Consider the following 17,804-nt stretch of genomic DNA (forward strand, 5'->3'; position numbering starts at 1 on the left):
GTATTATATGGTAGTATTGTCCTAAAAGACGACACCGTTCTATGGCGGGTGTCGTTTTGTAATTTTTAGGGGTATGTCGAATTAAGTCGTATTATGAAATATGAGAGGAAAGGATGCGGATGGGTAATATGTATTTCAAAGAGACCCCCTGCTTTATTGAAGGAAACAGTAAGCTTCGTAAGCCTCAAATTGAGGCTTACTTAAGAATCCAATCTCACTTTACATTGAGTCGACAGGAAGAGGCTTTAGTAGTACTTCCAACTGGGACAGGAAAAAGCGGATTAATTGCTATAGCTCCTTTTGGTGTATGTGAGGGAAGGGTGCTAATCATTACACCGGGGCACGTAACAAAGGAAAGTATTGCGAAGACTATGGAAGCCCTAGACGAAAATTTTTGGATTAATACAGGAGTGTTATTCGACATACAAGATAATCCGGTTCTCATCTCCTTTGAGAATGAAGTATTTGATAGCGAGTTAAATAACGCCAATATCATCTATACCAATGTTCAACGCTTAAATTCTACTAATGGTTTACTGAGCAGAGTACAAAGAGACCATTTTGATATGATAATAATTGATGAAGCACACCACGCACCTGCTGAATCGTGGCAGAGAGCATTAAATTACTTTTCAAATGCGAAAGTACTCCATGTAACTGGTACACCATATCGCGGAGATGGAGTTATTGTCCCCGGAAAAAAAATACATGAAACAAAGTTATCTGAAGTAATGGAGAGTAGGTACGTTAAGTGGCTTAGAAATAAAACCATAGAGTCGGAGGAAATAACTTTTCACCTAGAAGATGGAACGACACTCTCCCTTGAAGAGGCTAAAGATTTAAAGGATGAAGCATGGGTTCAGAAATCTATTGCTATGTCTGATGCATGTTCTTTGGAGATAATAAGAAAGAGTATTGAGGAGTTAAATCAATTACGAAGGATATCTCCTCAAGTACCACATAAAATTATGGCCTCTGCCTGTAGTATAAGGCATGCAGAAAAATTAGAGCTGTTGTTTAGATCGGAAGGCATGAATGCTGTGTTAATTCATAGTAAAATGTCGCGTGATGAGCAAGATGTTAAGTTCCAAGAAATCGAACAGCATAAATATAATGTAGTTGTTAATGTAGATATGATGGGTGAAGGATACGATCATAAGTATTTGACAGTTGCTGCATTGTTCCGTCCATATAAAAGCCTAAATAGGTTTGCACAGGTAATTGGACGAGTATTAAGAGCAATTCCTGAAGAAGAGATAACGAGATATGAAGTTGATAATAATGCTATGGTAATTTACCATGATGAATTAGGGTTAGACGAACTCTGGGAGTTCTTCAAGAAGGAAGTTGAGGACATCGGACGATATAAAAAGGTTCGGGAAATTGAATTTAGTGACGATGAATATCAAAAACGAGAAGTATTCTATGGGCAAGCTGTGATACAAGGGGAATCTATTGAGCAGGTTGACTCCTACAGTGAACTTATTGACTTTCACAATGAATTTGAAAAAGCTAAAATCCTAATCTTAGAGGAAACCGAAGTTAGAAGACAAGAGTTGAAAGCCATTGGTATGGACGACGAACTAATTGAGGAAACTTTGGAAAAAATGGCTCGAAAGAAAATTAGAGCCAAAACTGATGAGTTTAACCATATATATAATGAAAAGAGACCCCTTGAACGAAGAAAAATGATAAGAAAAATTCTAACCGAGAAAATTCAGTTAATGGCAGTTGATCTACTTGAAGAGTTTAGTATTAAACCAAAGGGAAACACGCTCTATCCGAAGTTCAAAAGTATGCTACCGCAGTTTACGAAACCGACAACAAATAATGATGGCGTACTGGTCATCTTTATGAATACAAAAATTAAAATCAAGTTTGCAGGAAGAGATGTAATGGAAATTGAAGATTTAATAAGTGCACAAGAGTATCTGGAGGAAAATTTAAAACCAGAACTGGAGAGGGTATTATATGGAATTTCTTGATGTTTTAAAAAAGAAAGTGGAAGAGCTCGTGTATTTAGAACTTGATAAGGGGGTATCCCCCATTGAATTGGCCTCAAGTATTTACGAAGAAGACTATACCGAGGTGAAGATAAAAAGACAATTTGGAAATATTCATTGTAGTGTACAATTTTTTGACACAGAATTTTTTGATGATAGGAAAGTTAAACATGAGTACCGATACATTTATGATTGTAATAACTATCTTCAAGAAATTCATCATGTATTAAATAAAAAGAAAAGTCTTATTTGGTCTCGAGCAGATGAAAGTGCAAAAATAATTAAAGAGATATGTGAAATTGCAAGTTATACAGATAAAGCTCAATTGGTTAATTTTCCAATAGAAAAACTGCCTGAAGAAGCTAGAGCTCATTTGGGCAGAAGTTAAGGGATAGCCCAGTTTATTGGAATATGGAAGAGCTTTTGTGGGATTAAAGAATGATAATAGTGATTGTGAAAGGATGTTAGAGTGCTATGAATTTTTTAAGAGATTTGAAGTTAGTACGTAGTATAAACGATCCAATTCACGGGGTAATCAAAGTAACTATGAGCGAAATGATAGTAATAGAGGATGCACTTTTTCGTAGATTACATCATGTTAGACAGAACTCGTTTCTATACAAGGTGTTTCCATCCGCTAAGCATACTAGATTTGAACACTCTATTGGAGTAATGAACTATGCACATAAAATGCTCTATTCAATTATAGAAAATGGTTATATTGCTTATTTACGAGGGGATATCGCTAAAGATGTACAATCGTTTGAAGGTGGCATTGGAGTAAACTTAGGAGAATTACTTCATAATAATGGAGATGCTTTAAAGGAAACTTTTATCGAATTACGCTTAGCTGCTTTGTTACATGATATCGGTCATGGTCCTTTATCGCATCTTTTTGATGCTTTTGCTCCTAATATTGAGGAGTTCATTGAGATTATGAGTAGTGACGAACTAGTTGGCTCTGACAAAGAATTTATGGACAATATGGAACTAGTACTTTTTCAATTTGAAGAAAAGCAAAAGAAAAAAGGGAAATTAGATGTAAGGATTGAGCACGAACATGTGTCCTCATATTTTGCGTATAAAGTTTTAAGTAAAAATGATGGAATTAGTAAGGAACAAATTTATAATGTACTTACAATATTGAAACCTGAGCTAAAATTAGGAACTAGAAGGATAAGAGCTTTTAATAGAGACATTGATGTCCTTCCTTTACTAAACGACATAGTAGCAAGTGCACCAATAGACTGTGATAGAATGGATTACCTTAAGCGTGATAGTTTTTTCGCAGGGGTCCCGTATGGTAATTATTCTGAAAGCAGAGTATTGAAGTCTATGTTAGCCTATGTAAATGATGAAGGAAGTTTAAGACTAGGATTAAAGCAAAGTGGACTTCATGCCGTAGAGAATTTTCTTCAGGCTAGATATGAGATGTATGTTCAGGTTTACGGGCATAAAACTAACGAAGCATGTAGAGCGATGCTAAACTTCGTAGCAGAAGAAAAAGGACTTACTTATACTAAATGGTCTAAAAAACAATTAACAGCTAAAGATTTCGAAGAACTGTATATTTCCTTAAGTGATGAGCAGTTTATTGATAACTTAATTTCAGTATTAAGTAAGGAGAGGAAAGACGCTTTACATGATGTGAAAAACAGGAATTTATGGAAGAGGATATACGAGTTTGAAGAGTTTATTGACGAGAAAGATAAAATCACAGAATTAAGTAAACACTTTGCTGAGAGCCTTAAAACATTGAAAAAAGAATTTGGGGAAGAGTACTTTAAAGAGTTTAGAGATGAACGGTTTCCATTAAAAGATATGGATTCTGGTGCATTGTTGCTTGAAAAATCAAGTAAAGGCTATTATGTTGTGTCTCCCCAAAAAATACGAGAAGGTTCCCAGATTATTAGTTCATTGAATAATGGTTTGAGAATATTGAGGGTTTATAGTATTGACAGTGAAAATGCAACAAAATTTAAAAAGTATGCGTCGAGAAATATATTGCCGCAGTTTGAAGGAGTATCCGATAGAGTATAAAGCGTTATAAAAGTATGAGGTTGATTAAAAATTGAGACAATGAAGGAGATGATTTTTTGGCAACGATAGAGAAGGAATTGAAACTACTACTCCAACATGACTCTTATAAAAAAATTATTAATAGTGTTGAACAAAATCCCACGCCAATACGCCAAGTCAACTATTATTTTGATTCTCATGATTTTAAGCTAGAAAAGGCAGGGATAACTCTAAGAATCCGTAACGAAGATACACATTGGTTATTATGCGCAAAAGTAAAATCAAATAGTAATAATAACTTTATTTCTTCAACAGAAATTGAAACCTCCATCACAGAATTAGAATTTGAGTATCTCAAAGCTAACCCATCAGAGATTTTGAAAAGATTTAAAAGAGACGAGGTGGATCTTTGTAATATTGTCGATTCTTCTGAGTTGTTTCTCTTGGGTTCAATAGAGAACGAGAGGTTAAAATTAAAAGTATTTAGTGATTATACTCTAGAACTTGATCATTCTATATTTCCAGGTGGCAACGAGTCATATGAACTCGAAGTTGAAGGAGTCAGCTCCGATAAAGATTGTAATAATATAATGAACGAGCTCGAAAAAATGGGGATAGAATTTTATTTAAACAATAAAAGTAAATACAAGAGATTTGTAGAGTATATAACCACAGTATAAAATCTACTCATTAGTTTTCTTTTTTCAAAAATCAGGGGCCGTTTTATTCGTGCTCCTGATTTTCTAGTGATAAGCCTGAACCATAAGTAACGTCACGTATACACAGATCATGAGAAGGAGGACATTAAAGATACGCTAGGCAGGTATATCCACACTTATTTCCCTAGTGCAAAAATTGAATATTTTACGTTGTCATTGAGGTTGTAGTAAGAGGAATGAAGACGCACTAAAGAAGAAAGGCACCCAACTCGGGTGCCTTTTGATTTCGCTCTATAGATGTTACGATGAACCCTATCACAAGTAACGGCGAAATGAATTACTCCTCTTATAATTGTTAAGGTACAATTGTAGCCAATAAGACTTAGTTATTGAGATACAGCGCGTCAAGGACATATTATGAAACAATGCTCTAATAAAGGAGTTGTGTCAAATGAATGAGAATAAAAGTACAGGAATGAAACGTTCTTCAAAAGCAGAAAGCATTCTAACACAGATCAATAGTAAAACTAAGCTAGGCGAATTACGAAAAATCGCTAAGGACATTAAAAAAGATCACGAACTAGCTATGGAACTATGGTCAACCGAAGAATTTTTGCCTAGACTATTGGCAATTTTGATTATGGACAAAAACCTTCTTTCACAAGAGGTGCTAAATAAGCTTGATAAGGATATACAGAACCACACATTTGATGAGCGAAATAATTTAATGGATTGGTTAATGGCTAATCAGCTCACCAAAGACAAGAAGACAATTGCATTGATGGAGTTATGGGAAGATAGTCCTTCTGCTCTTCAAAGGCGAGCTTTCTGGTATTATAAAGCGCGATTGAGATGGACTGGACAAACACCGCCTGATAACAACGCAGACTTACTATCTGCAATTGAAGCTAATATCACGCAGGAAGAACCGGAAGTTCAATGGGCTATGAATTTCACCGCAGGCTGGATTGGGGTTTATGATCAAAATAATCGAGCACGGTGTATTAAACTTGGTGAGGAAACGGGTCTTTATAAAGATGAAATGGTATCAAAGGGCTGTACCCCTGATTATTTGCCGGAGTTCATTGCGATTGAAGTTAACAAACGAAATAAAGAACTGTCCTAAGCTGTTAGTCGCGGAAAAGGAGATTGCAGAGGGTCCATAATTACTTGATTCATAATCAGGTAAAAGAAAGAATGCGGAAAGCCGCTCGATGGTGAGTGGCTGTTTTTGTTTTACTATAGGACTCGGGGAATACAATTATTCCTCCAATTGTAAAATCACCTTCGTAAAATCTTTAAAATCATCAATATGCTTCTCTATAATCGCTTCTAAGATCTCAAGATCTAACGTCTGGTAGTCATGTACAGCAGTATTTCGGAATCCGACCATATTCATCATTGTCTTTGCTAGGCTATTTTCAATTAATCCAGCGTCTAGCAGCAGTTTAAATGCTTCACGACTCGCTTTTGGTACGCCCAGCTTACGGTTGCTGACAATATGCATGGCCAGATCAATGCTTGCCTCACAAGCACGTTGAATATTCAAAATGATGCTATCCTGCTTCGTAAAGTCCGTTAAGTTTGCAGGATTGCCCTCGTACACTTCATGAATACGTTTGAGAGAATGTTCAATTGTTGCCGTTTTATTCAAAACAACATCATTCATTGCCGAAGACACTCCCTCTCTCTTTAATCGCATCAATAATTGCAGCCCGCTGCTCACTTAACGTAGCATACATGCTATAAGCACGCATTTTTTGGCGTGTAAATTCATTGTCGTTATGTATATAAATTGGAGTGCCCTGCTCAAAAATTTGCATGGTAAATACAGTATCAACTTGTTGAATGTCGACTAAATCGACCTCTCGGTTAGCAATAGCCGCAAGCTCAGAAGCAAGTAGAAAACGTTCATATGAAGACAACTGCTTGTCACTGAAATAAGCCAGATCGATATCACTTTCATCATGAGTTGTGCCTGTAGCGAATGAACCAAATAGAATGATGAAGCCGGGATTTGTCTCTAGAATGATTTTATCAACTAACTTCTTTTGTAACTCCTCAATTAGCATGCGGATCACCTTCCTTTCTCGTATTGTATAGCTTATATAAAAAATTCGCACTTATACTTGGGTACTACAAGCCTCATTAGAGAGAGATTGGGCTATAACTTAAAGCTATGGCTAGCCATACTTTATACATATAACATGTATCCTATTCGATCATGCTATATTCAATAGAATAAGCAATGAAGGAGAGACATCGATGATACCATTTCGTAATGATCATGTAGGCAGCTTTCTACGTCCTGCCAATTTAATTCAAGCACGTGAGCAATATAAATCAGGCAATATCACATATGAACAATTAACGGTTGTGGAAGATAACGAGATTATTCGTATTATTGAGAAGCAAAAGGAGAATGGCATAGCGGCAGTAACTGACGGTGAGTTCCGCAGAAGCTGGTGGCATTTTGATTTTCTGGGCGGCTTGGATGGCGTAGAGTTATACGAAGAAACAGCGGGACCGCAATTTCACAATATGGTAACCCGTAAGGGCGGCATTCGCATCGTGGGTAAAGTGGGTTTCTCGACGCATCCCTTTATCCAGCATTTTGAGTTCTTGAAAAAGCACGCGGGTGACGCAGTGGCGAAACAGACGATTCCAAGCCCGAATATGCTTCTTTATCGCGTGGAATATAATGAAGATATTTATAAGGACCGTGAACCGTTCCTTCAAGATACAATCGCAGCATATCAAAAAGCAATTCAAGCCTTCTATGATGCGGGATGCCGCTACTTGCAATTAGATGATACCGCTTGGGCAGATCTATTCTCTGAAGCAGGTCACGATAAGCTGCGCGCTAAAGGCTGGGATCCTGCGGAAGAGCTGAAGATCATGCAGCGAATGATCAATGAATCTCTGGCTCATAAACCGAAGGATTTAGTGGTGACGATGCATATCTGTCGTGGTAACTATAAATCGAATTATTTCACAACCGGCAGTTATGATTATGCTTCTGAAGTCATATTTGGAGGCTTAGAAAACGTAGACGGGCTATTCCTGGAATTCGATGACGAGCGCTCAGGCGGTTTTGAGTCATTAAAATATGTTAATCGTAAAAATCTGAAGGTCGTGCTTGGCTTACTTACATCAAAGTCAGGTGAGTTAGAAGATAAAGAACAAATTAAAGCACGGATTGCAGAGGCAGCGACCTATGTACCGCTTGACCAGCTTTGTTTGAGCCCGCAATGCGGCTTTTCGTCTACAGAAGAAGGCAATATCCTAACAGAAGAACAGCAATGGCGTAAACTTCGTTTCGTTAAAGAAATTGCCGACGAAGTTTGGAATTCATAGATCTAAACAACGGAGGGATTGAACATGACGATTCAAGCGGACAAAGAGACGGTTATAGTTGAGAACTTCATTAAGGGTCAAACCGTAAAATCCATTTCGCAATCAGCAAAAGAGAATCCGGCAAATCCAAATGAAATTGTGGGCTATTTCCCTGTCACCACGAAAGAACAAGCGGTCGAAGCAATTGAAGCGGCAGCAGAAGCCTTTACAGCGTGGAAGGAGACCGCAATTGACGAACGCATCACTCGCATGCGCAAGGCGATTGAGAAGATTAGGGCATCGGAGAATGAAATTGTCCACTTGTTGTCCAGAGAGCACGGCAAGCCGCTCTATGATGCACACGGTGAAATTTATGTTGCATTGATGTGGATGGAATTCGCCTGTGACCAGGCCAAATCGGTTCTGCAGGAAGAGATCAAAGAACATGAGACGGGTAAAACCATCATATCCCATGATCCGATTGGCGTGGTAGCGGCGATTAGCCCATGGAACTATCCTATTGCTCTGTCCACGATTAAGATTGCTCCCGCCTTACTTGCCGGCAACACGATTGTGCTCAAACCCAGTCCATTTGCGCCACTGGCGGCGTCTAAAGTGGCAGAGATCATTGCGAGTGAGTTCCCGGCGGGTGTGATCAACGTCGTTCATGGCGAATCGGATGTGGGCGTGGAATTGACTTCGAACCCTCTTGTCGCCAAAATCGCCTTTACTGGTGGAACCGAAACGGCCAAGCATATTATGAAGGCTGCTTCGGAAACGATTAAGAATATGACGCTTGAGCTTGGCGGCAACGATGCAGCTATCTTCTTGGAGAGCTTTGATGTAAACGATGAGCGAGCCATGCGCCGAATTGTCGTTTCTAACTTTTTGACAGCAGGACAAATCTGCATGATTGCCAAGCGTGTATATGTTCACCGTTCTATTTATGATACATTCGTGGACAAATATATAGAGGCGGCCAATCGCTGGGTCCGGGTCGGGGATCCCTTTGATCCGAATACGACGGTAGGTCCGATCAATAACCTGAAGCAGAAAAAATATGTGGAGGGCCTGGTCGAAGATGCACGGAAACGCGGTGCCAAGATCATCCCTCTCGGACAAATTCTCGATCAGAAGCGGATTGAACAAGGCTACTACCTGCAGCCTACGCTTGTGTTGGACGCTGACTATCGTGATCCGATTGTGGTGGAGGAGCAGTTCGGTCCTACGGTTCCGATCCTGCCTTTTGACGATGAGGAGCAGGTTATTGATTTGCACAATGAAAGCATATATGGACTCACGAGTTCGGTTTGGGGAAGAGAAGAAGACGCCATCCGGGTCGCGCGCAGGCTCGAAGCCGGTACGACAATGATCAATACGGCTGCTGTGCAAGGGCTCGATGTAAGGTTCCCTTTTGGCGGTGTCAAACAATCCGGCGTTGGCCGAGAATATGGCGCGGAAGGCATCCTCACTTATACAGAAACACATGTCATCAACGTTCCGAAGGCATTGGATCTCCCTTATATACCCGAATAAATCTATATAACGCACAACTTTGACATATTGAATGATTTTTAAAGAGGCGCTGAAATCGGCGCCTTTTTTTTCGTTTGAATAGAGCCGTCGAAAGCTAATATTAATACTGTTATGCGCTGCCAATAAACATTTTCGGTTGTCATGTAGGATTTTGCTGTCTCTCTCCAAAGGTATGCTTCGGCTTATGGGGAGAATAGATTTGGACGGAATCATTTAAAGCTCTAAATTTGGCGATAGAGAGCCGCGGCGGCGTTGCAGAACGTGAGAAAAGCACGTTAAGTATACAGTTTGTCAGTGGACTCGTAGGGGCGCCTATCACGGCAAGTTACAATGCGTTCTTGGCTTCTGTAAAGGAGAACAGAGAACTACAAGCTGAAGGCAGTGATCGAAGCACGCGTCATATCGAGATCTCGTTGCCGCAAGAGGTGTCCTATCAGGAAGGCGATCATTTGGGGGTCATTCCGCAAAACGAGCCGGCATTGGTTGAACGTGTACTGCGTCGTTATGGACTAAATAGCAGTGACTATATCGTTATAAGCGCTAGCGGCCGCAGCGTTGCCCACTTACCTGTTGATCGGCCCATCAGCGTTCATGATCTGTTGAGCCAATGCGTCGAGCTGCAAGAAGCCGCGACTCGAGCCCAGCTTCGTGAGCTTGCAGCGTTTACCGTTTGCCCTCCAAATAAAAAGGAATTGGAAGCTCTTCTTCAGGAGGATGCTTATAAAGAGCATGTGTTAAACAAACGACTTACGATGCTAGACCTGTTGGAGCGGTATTTGGCTTGTGAGTTGCCGTTCGAACGCTTTGTGGAGTTGCTCCCGCCACTTAAACCACGCTACTACTCGATATCCAGTTCGCCGAGGATTCAGAACGATGCGGTAAGTATCTCTGTCGGTGTCGTCAGATGCCCTGCAAAGAGTGGAAGTGGTGAATATCGAGGAGTTGCCTCCAATTATTTGGCCAGTCTTCAACCTGGAAATACGGTCATGGTATTCGTGAATACGCCAGAGTCCGGATTTACTTTACCGGAACAACCTGAGACACCGATCATCATGGTAGGACCTGGCACTGGTTTTGCTCCATTCAGGGGATTCTTGCAGGCACGTCAAACAATGAAGAGTGAAGGTAAAACACTGGGAGAGGCACACCTCTACTATGGCTGCCGAAATGAATTGGATCACATTTACCGTGAGGAAGTGGAGCAATTTGAGCGACAGGACATTGTTACTGTACACACAGCGTATTCCCGAAAAGAAGGTATGCCCAAAACATATGTTCAACACTTGATGAAGGAGAATACAAACGAAATCATCCGATTGCTCGGCAACAATGGGAAACTCTATATTTGCGGAGATGGAAGTAGGATGGCTCCAGATGTAGAGGCTTGCTTAAAAGAAGCTTATCAAGAAATTCACGCGGTAAGTAAACAAGAAGCTCAGAAGTGGCTGGAACAGCTTCAAAGCGAAGGTCGCTATGCTAAGGACGTATGGGCTGGTAACTAGCTCGTTATGTTGGACATTCGGATAGGAACCGAGCATCATTCCGCTATAGAGCCGTTAAAGTAAAGAGAAAAGACCTCTCATGTACTGCGTAATGGATTAGAATCTACGCCGCATATGAGAGGTCTTTCTAAAGCGTCGGCTATTGTACATTGTCCGGCTTTCCTAATGGAATAAATGTACCCAGAACCCCGACTACCTTTATTCGTTGCCCCATAATTTCGGTTTGAAATAACCGAACCACTCCGTAATCGGTCATCGTGGTCCCTTCGCTGATCAAACGCTCGCCGAACAGAGATAGCCCCAAACCTTTAAAAGGATTGGAGGTCGGCTTGTCTGACACCTTCTCCAGAACCCAACTGTTATACTTCTCTTCAGAGGGCTTTGTAACCGACATAACAACAGCCAATGCCAGGATCGTTAATAGGGCGCTCGCCAGCTTGATCCAAGTCCGTTTTCTCTGCTTCATATTCTTCTCCATTTCCCTAGTAGACTGTTTACAACGGGTTCGGATTACACGAGGGTGGTGCGGATATCGGACAGCGTGAATCCGTTCGAGGCTGCCTTGGTCTCGTCGATCGCTAAACCGGAAATCACTTGAAAACCTTGACCCTTCAAGGGTCAAGGCTTTTATTATGAAGAAATTATGCATTTTCGTTGGCTTCTCGTTTTCTTAGCGTTAGCGCTATAAGAGATGGAATAAACAAGGGAAGCAAGACGAGAACAAGAATGATTAACCCGATGATAACCACCGTCGCGAGCTGCATCAATACGGCTACATTTGATGGATATAACGCGCCGAATGTACCGATCAAAATAATGACAGCAGACATGATAACCGAACCCATATGCGTCAATGCTTTAACGATCGCCACTTTTGGGGGCTCGTTATGATATTCCCTAAATCGCATCAGAAGGAAGATACTGTAATCCACACCTAGGGCGATCAACAAGATAAAGGAGAAGAACGGTACAGCCCATTCCGTTCCCGATGCATGACCAAAGCCGAATTGATAAATCCACTCCGTTAAATTGATTGATGTGAAGTAGGCAAGGACCAGAGAAATAATCACGTAAATCGGCAGCAGAATGGACCGGAAGAAGATGACAAGAATGATGCCGATGCCAATCAGCATGAAGATAACAGTTCTTGTAAATTCGCTCTTGTTCAATTGATTTAATGCGGCATTATCCGCGCTTACCCCGGCAGTTCCATACTTAGCAGATTGAAATTCTGTTCCTTCAAGCAGATACTCCACATTCGTATTGATTTGATTAACGGTGTCAATCGCTTCCATGGAATAAGGATTATCGCTTAAAATAATAGTCCATTTCGCAATGGTCTTATCTTCAGACAGGTAGTTATTTAAAGCGGTCTTAAAGTCGGCGTTTTTAAGTGCTTCTTCCGGTGCAAAAAAAGCGCTCGTATCCGATTTTCCCAACTCATCAAGATATTGTTTTGCATCGGCAAGACCGGTATTGACCTTGTTTAATCCATCGACGCTGTCATCCAGCCCTGTTTGCAACGTACCCAAAGAGGTGGTGAGACTTTCAATACCAGTCTTCATCGACTGTTGTCCATTATACAGTTGATCCAGGCCTACTTGCAGTTGAGGGATTTGCGAAATAACCGCTGCTTGGCCATTCGCTCCTTGCTCCAATCCGTCTTCGAGGGACTTTTCAGAGGCTGCAAGCTTGGCCGTTGCGCTTGAGATCTGTTTTTGACCATCCGCGATTTTCGCCAGTCCATCATTAGCGGCCTTAAGATTGACCAATGCTTCTGTATATTTGCCATTCAGTGTCGCTAAACCATTTGAAATTTCGGTCAAGCTTGCTTTTAATTGTTTAATGGAACCGTTTAACTGCTGCATATCAGAATCGCTTTGGAGTTCCGTATATTTTTGAGCCAGGGTGTCGGTGTACGATTGGATGGCATCCACAAGCTGCAGGGTCGCGCTTAGGCTTTTTGCTGTGCTTGAATATTGGTCACTTATGGTGGATAAACCGGTGTAAAGTTCTTGGTACCCTCCCAGCACCTGCAGAGTAGAAGCGCTTAATTCATTACTGCTGTTTTCGAGTTGCATCATTCCTTCCGTAATTTGCGATGCGCCGGCTTCTCCTTTCCGCATTCCTGCCTCAATAGAGGTTAAGCCGTTCGATAGCTTGTCAAGATTTTCGTTAATTGCCTTCGTTCCTTGAAGCAGCTGATCGATATCTTGAGCGTTGGATGGAGTATTTTCATCCTTAAGACGGGAGCTTGCTTCTCCTAATCCGTCTTGAATTTCCGAAATTCCTTCTATGCTCTGTTCTAATCCGTTGCTTATAGTTTGGCTTTGGTTTTGCACGTAGAATTCTTTTATTTTCTCGGATTGCGGCCTTGTTGCACTGTATACCTGTTTGACGCCTTTCGTATTCGCAATTTCCTCTGTAATATTATCGATCATCGCCAAGCTCTGTGCATCGGACAAATCATGATTCGATTCCAGGACGAACGTTGCGGGCATCGCTTTGCCTGGTGAAAAAGCGTCTTGCAGGATGTTGAATCCTTTTACCGAATCGTAAGACGGGTCAACCTGGGATAAGGTGTCATAAGAAACCTTTCCGTTGTAAAGCATGGCATTGGGAAGGGTAATGACCACGGCAAGGACCGCAAAAAGAACGGGCTTTCTTACCGCATAGGTTCCAAGAAAATGCCAAAATTTATTTTCTTTATGTCCCTGCACTTTTTTTATAGGCCAGAATAGTTTCTGTCCTAAAATCGCCATACAGGCGGGAACAAACGTGGAAAGGACGATAAGAAGTATGACGACCGCGACGGCGACTGCTCCGGCAGAACGAAAAACGTTAAAACCCGATAAAAATAAAGTGCTGAATCCGACTATGACTGCAAAGGCACTGTAATAGACCGTTTTACCTGCTGTTTTATAGGTTGCTGCAATGGCGGAAAAGGTGGATTCGTGGTGGCCAAGCTCTTCCTTGAATCTCATGAACAAGAGAATGAGATAATCCGTGCCGATCCCAAACAAGACCATGATAAGGAAGGACTGAGTAATGATTGATAATGGGAAATTATAGCTTTCCCCCAAGATCGCGATCAGGGAGAGGGAACTCAAATACGTAATGCCGATCCCCAATAAAGAAACGATGGGAGCAACAGGGGATCTAAAGACAATGATCAAGACAACAACGATGAACAGAATCGTCACCCATTCCGATTTTGAAACACCTTCTTGGGTGGATTTGTTATTATCCTCCGTGATAGCGGATCCTCCCGTGATATAGTGCTCTGTATCGATGGGTTGCAAATAAGAATCAATCGAGTTCCTGATGTCCTCTAATTTTTTATTCTCTACATTAACAGAAAAAGGTACGGTTAGTGTCTTATGATCTTCCGAAAGTAATTGCGACTCCAAGAAATCGTCGCCAATCGGATTTTGGACATCGGTGACGTAAAGCTGCTCGTTCGTCTTTAATCCATCAACTGTTGTACTGATCTTCTCGAGCTGGGCATCGGTCAATCCCTTCTCATCGTGAAAAACAAGAACAAGACTATCTTCCTTTGAATTTGCTGGTTTTTCATTATACCGATCTAAAATTTCCAGTGCCTGCTGGGAATTGTATTCCTTCGGAATTTGCGGTGATCCTTTTTGGACGACCAGTTCTTCATAATTTGGCGATAATGTCTGCAGTAAAAAAACCGCTATAAATATAAGTGGCAATATCAACCATCTAAGTTTCAAAATTAGTTTCAAAACCATACACCAGCCCTTTACGTAATTTTTATAAGCAATAAAATATGAACCTGAACTACAGTTCATATTAATAGCTTTAAAGTGCATTGTCAATTCTTAATCGGTATGGCTGGTTTTGCTTCGTGTTATACTGAAACAAAGGAGGGAGAAGATGAACGGATTGAATGAGAATAAATCTTCAAAGGTATCCGTCCCCCAGCAAGAAAGATCCAAGGAAAAGAGACAAGCTTTGCTGAAAAGCGGGGAGGAACTTTTCTCCAGTAGGGGGTACGATCAAGTAACGGCAAAAGATATTTGTGCTCATGCCGGCATTTCGGTGGGCTCATTTTACCGTTACTTTTCAGATAAGAAACAATTATTGCTGACTCTTTTTGAACAAACAGCACAGAGTTTTTTACCTGAAGTCATAGTGATGTCTGGGTCACATCCCTATCAAACCACAAAGCATTTACTTGAAACTTATTTATCCAAAACCGAATTTGGATTATTGAATGCCCTTCAATCTCTTGTTTTGCAAGATACTGAAACGAGAATGAAAGTAAATAAAATCATAAGGCTGGCTGAAGAAAAGCTTGCAGATCGGTTAGAGGAATTGAAGACAGTTGGGCTCGCCTGGCCGGATTTGGATGTGAAAATCGCCGCTTGGGCAGTATTGTCGATTATTTTTTCAACAAACGATCGAATTGAACTGCGGCAATCTGGCGAAGATATCGAAAGAATTACAAAGGTCATTGTTCGCATGCTATTTCGATCGGAATTTCATACAATTGAATGACAATTAGCATCAGATGAATCTAAATTTGTTACGGTGAAGAGCTAATTATTGATGGTGGTTGGAGTTCCAAGTAATTATAAATAGTGTATAACTGCAAAAAAGATGAGATTATTTTAAATTAATAGATCTCATCTTTTTTGTTGTAGTTTTAAACAGGCGAAGCTAACTGTGGACTCTTCAAGATCATCGTAGTATGACGAGAATCATCCACGGATGGCGGCGGGATATGCGGAATATGGCGTAGTGGAGATGCCTAATCCATTACATACCAAGAAGCTCATCGAACGATTCGAACAGCAGCAGCATACTTTCCATTACGATTGAGGTACAGTGGACCAACCAGCGGCACCCCTGAATTTTATCTTTCAACAGACGCATCTCGAGAGAGGTGTTTTTTTGTATTACAGCAAGATGTGAATAGTAAAAGAAAGCGGGGGAGTGTTACGTTGTTATTGTTAATAGTCAACGTCATTAGAATCTGAGTGGAGGTTAGATACATGAATAACAAGCACAGCAAGAAGGAAACAAACGAAGGACTGTCAGCACTATCAATTTATCGCGGGGCAGGCGTATCAGCCATCGGGGCGGGGATTCTATATATCGTCATTCAGTTCATTCATCCTCCGGATGATCTGTCTTCAGTGAACTCAAGCACCTGGGTTCTTGTGGCATGCTTAACCCTTGTCATGTCCCTCTTCAGCCTGATCGGAATTACAGGGGTTTACCTGAGACAAGTAAGAGAGGCAGGGTGGCTTGGTCTGATTGGTGTTCTCCTGTTCGGTCTGTTTTGGCTCATTTCACTGGCTTTCAGCTTCGTCGAAGCCTTTGTTTTGCCGCTGCTCACAACTGATGCTGAAATATTTGTAGAGGGGATGGTGGGCATATTCGAAGGGACGGATAGCGGGGCTGATCTCGGAATCTTTCCAATATTGGCACCGTTAGCGGGGGGGCTGTATATGCTTGGCGGCCTGTTGCTCGGCATTGCAATATTTCGTGCCGGAGTGCTGCCGCGCCTGGCAGGTGTCCTGCTTGCTTGTGCGGCGGCGGCGACCCTCGCGACTTCGATCATCCCTCACCCGCTGGACCGAATCATGGCATTGCCGATGGGGGCAGCACTCATATGGCTGGGGTATGCGCTCTATGTCCGGTCTAACATTCTGAATCAGCAGGAAGTTTTTTGATGGGGGCATAGATGTGGTAGGTCGATTCTAGATTGTGGACGTCATCAAAAACTTGAATGAGCTCGATATCGGATTGCTCAGCTTCTTGTCTGGAGATTTTTAGAAATCTTGCAAAGTCCGTTTCGAGCACGTCACCAATTTCAAGCAGGTCTCCGGCATACTTGAACCTGGCACAAAAGATCTGCGGTACATCGACCGTAAAATAAAAAGGCTTATGAATCTGAATGTCGCATGGGATGGCGAACAGAGCCTTGAACTGGGTGGAGTTTGGCTGACAGTTAGAATAAATGACATAGCAGGGGCCCTTTATGCTCTCATCAATTTGATTTAACAGTATTTTGGCATGGTCACGAATCCTCTGCTTATAATCATCCGCGGCTAAATCCACTTCAAAGGCAATTCCACTGAGCCGGATCTCATTTAACTCGGTCAGGGTAAAATCGGTAACGATATCACCGTTTATGTTCTTAATGGGTCTTTTGACTACTGCAGGTACGGGAATTGGAGAGATCGTACGAATTCCTGCTCTAAGAGAGCTAGGAGCTACACCGTAATGTCTTTTGAAAGCGCGGGTGAAGGAGGCTTGGGTACCAAAGCTGAGCTCATAAGCGATGTCCGTTAGAGACATATTATGGTTTTGAATAAATGTAACGGATGCATTTAATCTTCTGGATAGGATGTAATGGTTTAGCGAACAGCCCATCATTGCGGAGAACAGCCTGTGAAAGTAGTATTTAGACATATTAAAGGTGGTGGCAACGGATTCTACGGACAATGGCTCGTGCAGGTGATCCTCAATATGAATTAATGCCCGTTCTATTACTTCATAATGGTCCATGAATAACTCCTTTACTCCGGTGTTTTCTGGTCATTTTGTAGTAAGTATACCTTATCCTGAGAAATGCAGTGAATTATTTTTGTTACATTGTCATTTAATAGTTCTTTTATACCATATATGATCAATATTTTTCATTTACTGACTACCTATTTCGGTGTTATACTACACATTGTTGAAAAATAGAATTGCCAAAAAATGTCGAATTG

The 17,804-nt window shown here is 41.3% G+C and carries 14 protein-coding genes and 2 pseudogenes; 11 read left to right on the forward strand and 5 right to left on the reverse strand.

The features are described from left to right. The first annotated feature begins 119 nt into the window (after positions 1-119). From BM415_RS16510 to BM415_RS16530, 6 genes and pseudogenes are all read left to right on the forward strand, one after another. Positions 120-1,985, forward strand: coding sequence for a DEAD/DEAH box helicase (locus tag BM415_RS16510; RefSeq protein ID WP_211753672.1), 1,866 nt, complete (start codon positions 120-122; stop codon positions 1,983-1,985). Next, the gene (locus tag BM415_RS16515) at positions 1,972-2,391 is read left to right on the forward strand and encodes a hypothetical protein (RefSeq protein WP_091159949.1); all 420 of its coding nucleotides are present in this window, start codon (positions 1,972-1,974) and stop codon (positions 2,389-2,391) included. Before BM415_RS16510 ends, BM415_RS16515 begins: the two co-directional genes overlap by 14 nt. A gap of 86 nt (positions 2,392-2,477) precedes the next feature. Next, a complete protein-coding gene (locus BM415_RS16520; RefSeq protein WP_091159950.1) occupies positions 2,478-4,043 on the forward strand; it encodes an HD domain-containing protein in 1,566 nt (521 codons plus the stop codon). 56 nt (positions 4,044-4,099) lie between these two features. Continuing rightward, positions 4,100-4,702: a CYTH domain-containing protein gene (locus BM415_RS16525; protein ID WP_091159952.1), complete on the forward strand. Its 603-nt coding sequence runs from the start codon at positions 4,100-4,102 to the stop codon at positions 4,700-4,702. A 105-nt stretch (positions 4,703-4,807) separates the two neighbouring features. Beyond that, positions 4,808-4,909: pseudogene (locus BM415_RS25925) on the forward strand (hypothetical protein); the annotation flags it as partial. Between the two features lie 223 nt (positions 4,910-5,132). Further along, a complete protein-coding gene (locus BM415_RS16530) occupies positions 5,133-5,807 on the forward strand; it encodes a DNA alkylation repair protein (RefSeq protein WP_091159953.1) in 675 nt (224 codons plus the stop codon). Positions 5,808-5,942: 135 nt separating this feature from the next. On the opposite strand, the gene BM415_RS16535 is transcribed toward BM415_RS16530, so the two are convergent. Then, on the reverse strand, positions 5,943-6,350 hold the full coding sequence (locus BM415_RS16535; RefSeq protein ID WP_091159955.1) for a type VII toxin-antitoxin system HepT family RNase toxin: 408 nt from the start codon (positions 6,348-6,350) through the stop codon (positions 5,943-5,945). Further along, on the reverse strand, positions 6,343-6,753 hold the full coding sequence (locus BM415_RS16540; protein WP_091159956.1) for a type VII toxin-antitoxin system MntA family adenylyltransferase antitoxin: 411 nt from the start codon (positions 6,751-6,753) through the stop codon (positions 6,343-6,345). Before BM415_RS16540 ends, BM415_RS16535 begins: the two co-directional genes overlap by 8 nt. Positions 6,754-6,946: 193 nt before the next feature. Here BM415_RS16540 and BM415_RS16545 point away from each other — a divergent pair, with 193 nt between their 5' ends. The 3 genes and pseudogenes from BM415_RS16545 to BM415_RS16555 form a co-directional block, all read left to right on the forward strand. Beyond that, positions 6,947-8,038 carry a 5-methyltetrahydropteroyltriglutamate--homocysteine S-methyltransferase gene (locus tag BM415_RS16545; protein ID WP_091159958.1) on the forward strand — a complete coding sequence of 364 codons (1,092 nt, stop codon included), beginning with the start codon at positions 6,947-6,949 and terminating at the stop codon, positions 8,036-8,038. Between the two features lie 24 nt (positions 8,039-8,062). Next, entirely contained in the window at positions 8,063-9,553 is a 1,491-nt protein-coding gene (locus BM415_RS16550) for an aldehyde dehydrogenase family protein (protein ID WP_091159959.1), read from the forward strand. A 254-nt stretch (positions 9,554-9,807) separates the two neighbouring features. After that, positions 9,808-11,055: pseudogene (locus tag BM415_RS16555) on the forward strand (NADPH--cytochrome reductase); the annotation flags it as partial. A 139-nt stretch (positions 11,056-11,194) separates the two neighbouring features. Here the strand turns inward: BM415_RS16555 and BM415_RS24765 are convergent. Continuing rightward, a complete protein-coding gene (locus BM415_RS24765) occupies positions 11,195-11,521 on the reverse strand; it encodes a hypothetical protein (protein ID WP_139237004.1) in 327 nt (108 codons plus the stop codon). 175 nt (positions 11,522-11,696) lie between these two features. Further along, on the reverse strand, positions 11,697-14,771 hold the full coding sequence (locus tag BM415_RS16565) for an MMPL/RND family transporter (RefSeq protein ID WP_170862518.1): 3,075 nt from the start codon (positions 14,769-14,771) through the stop codon (positions 11,697-11,699). Between the two features lie 184 nt (positions 14,772-14,955). On the opposite strand from BM415_RS16565, the gene BM415_RS16570 reads away from it, so the two are divergent. Further along, a complete protein-coding gene (locus BM415_RS16570) occupies positions 14,956-15,579 on the forward strand; it encodes a TetR/AcrR family transcriptional regulator (protein ID WP_091159965.1) in 624 nt (207 codons plus the stop codon). A gap of 497 nt (positions 15,580-16,076) precedes the next feature. Beyond that, positions 16,077-16,760 (forward strand): hypothetical protein, encoded by a 684-nt coding sequence (locus tag BM415_RS16575; protein ID WP_091159967.1) that lies wholly within the window; start codon positions 16,077-16,079, stop codon positions 16,758-16,760. On the opposite strand, the gene BM415_RS16580 is transcribed toward BM415_RS16575, so the two are convergent. Continuing rightward, positions 16,729-17,598 carry a helix-turn-helix transcriptional regulator gene (locus BM415_RS16580; protein ID WP_091159969.1) on the reverse strand — a complete coding sequence of 290 codons (870 nt, stop codon included), beginning with the start codon at positions 17,596-17,598 and terminating at the stop codon, positions 16,729-16,731. The genes BM415_RS16575 and BM415_RS16580 overlap by 32 nt on opposite strands. Positions 17,599-17,804 lie beyond the last annotated feature (206 nt).

Origin of the sequence: Paenibacillus sp. 453mf (genome assembly GCF_900116105.1) — a bacterium.
Taxonomy (GTDB): domain Bacteria; phylum Bacillota; class Bacilli; order Paenibacillales; family Paenibacillaceae; genus Paenibacillus; species Paenibacillus provencensis.

Bases quoted from the DNA above. Each gene is read 5' to 3' on its own strand.
- BM415_RS16510 (WP_211753672.1), top strand. From the start codon at position 120: ATGGGTAATATGTATTTCAAAGAGACCCCCTGCTTTATTGAAGGAAAC.
- BM415_RS16515 (WP_091159949.1), top strand. From the start codon at position 1,972: ATGGAATTTCTTGATGTTTTAAAAAAGAAAGTGGAAGAGCTCGTGTAT.
- BM415_RS16520 (WP_091159950.1), top strand. From the start codon at position 2,478: ATGAATTTTTTAAGAGATTTGAAGTTAGTACGTAGTATAAACGATCCA.
- BM415_RS16530 (WP_091159953.1), top strand. From the start codon at position 5,133: ATGAATGAGAATAAAAGTACAGGAATGAAACGTTCTTCAAAAGCAGAA.
- BM415_RS16535 (WP_091159955.1), bottom strand. From the start codon at position 6,350: ATGAATGATGTTGTTTTGAATAAAACGGCAACAATTGAACATTCTCTC.
- BM415_RS16540 (WP_091159956.1), bottom strand. From the start codon at position 6,753: ATGCTAATTGAGGAGTTACAAAAGAAGTTAGTTGATAAAATCATTCTA.
- BM415_RS16545 (WP_091159958.1), top strand. From the start codon at position 6,947: ATGATACCATTTCGTAATGATCATGTAGGCAGCTTTCTACGTCCTGCC.
- BM415_RS16550 (WP_091159959.1), top strand. From the start codon at position 8,063: ATGACGATTCAAGCGGACAAAGAGACGGTTATAGTTGAGAACTTCATT.
- BM415_RS24765 (WP_139237004.1), bottom strand. From the start codon at position 11,521: ATGAAGCAGAGAAAACGGACTTGGATCAAGCTGGCGAGCGCCCTATTA.
- BM415_RS16570 (WP_091159965.1), top strand. From the start codon at position 14,956: ATGAACGGATTGAATGAGAATAAATCTTCAAAGGTATCCGTCCCCCAG.
- BM415_RS16575 (WP_091159967.1), top strand. From the start codon at position 16,077: ATGAATAACAAGCACAGCAAGAAGGAAACAAACGAAGGACTGTCAGCA.
- BM415_RS16580 (WP_091159969.1), bottom strand. From the start codon at position 17,598: ATGGACCATTATGAAGTAATAGAACGGGCATTAATTCATATTGAGGAT.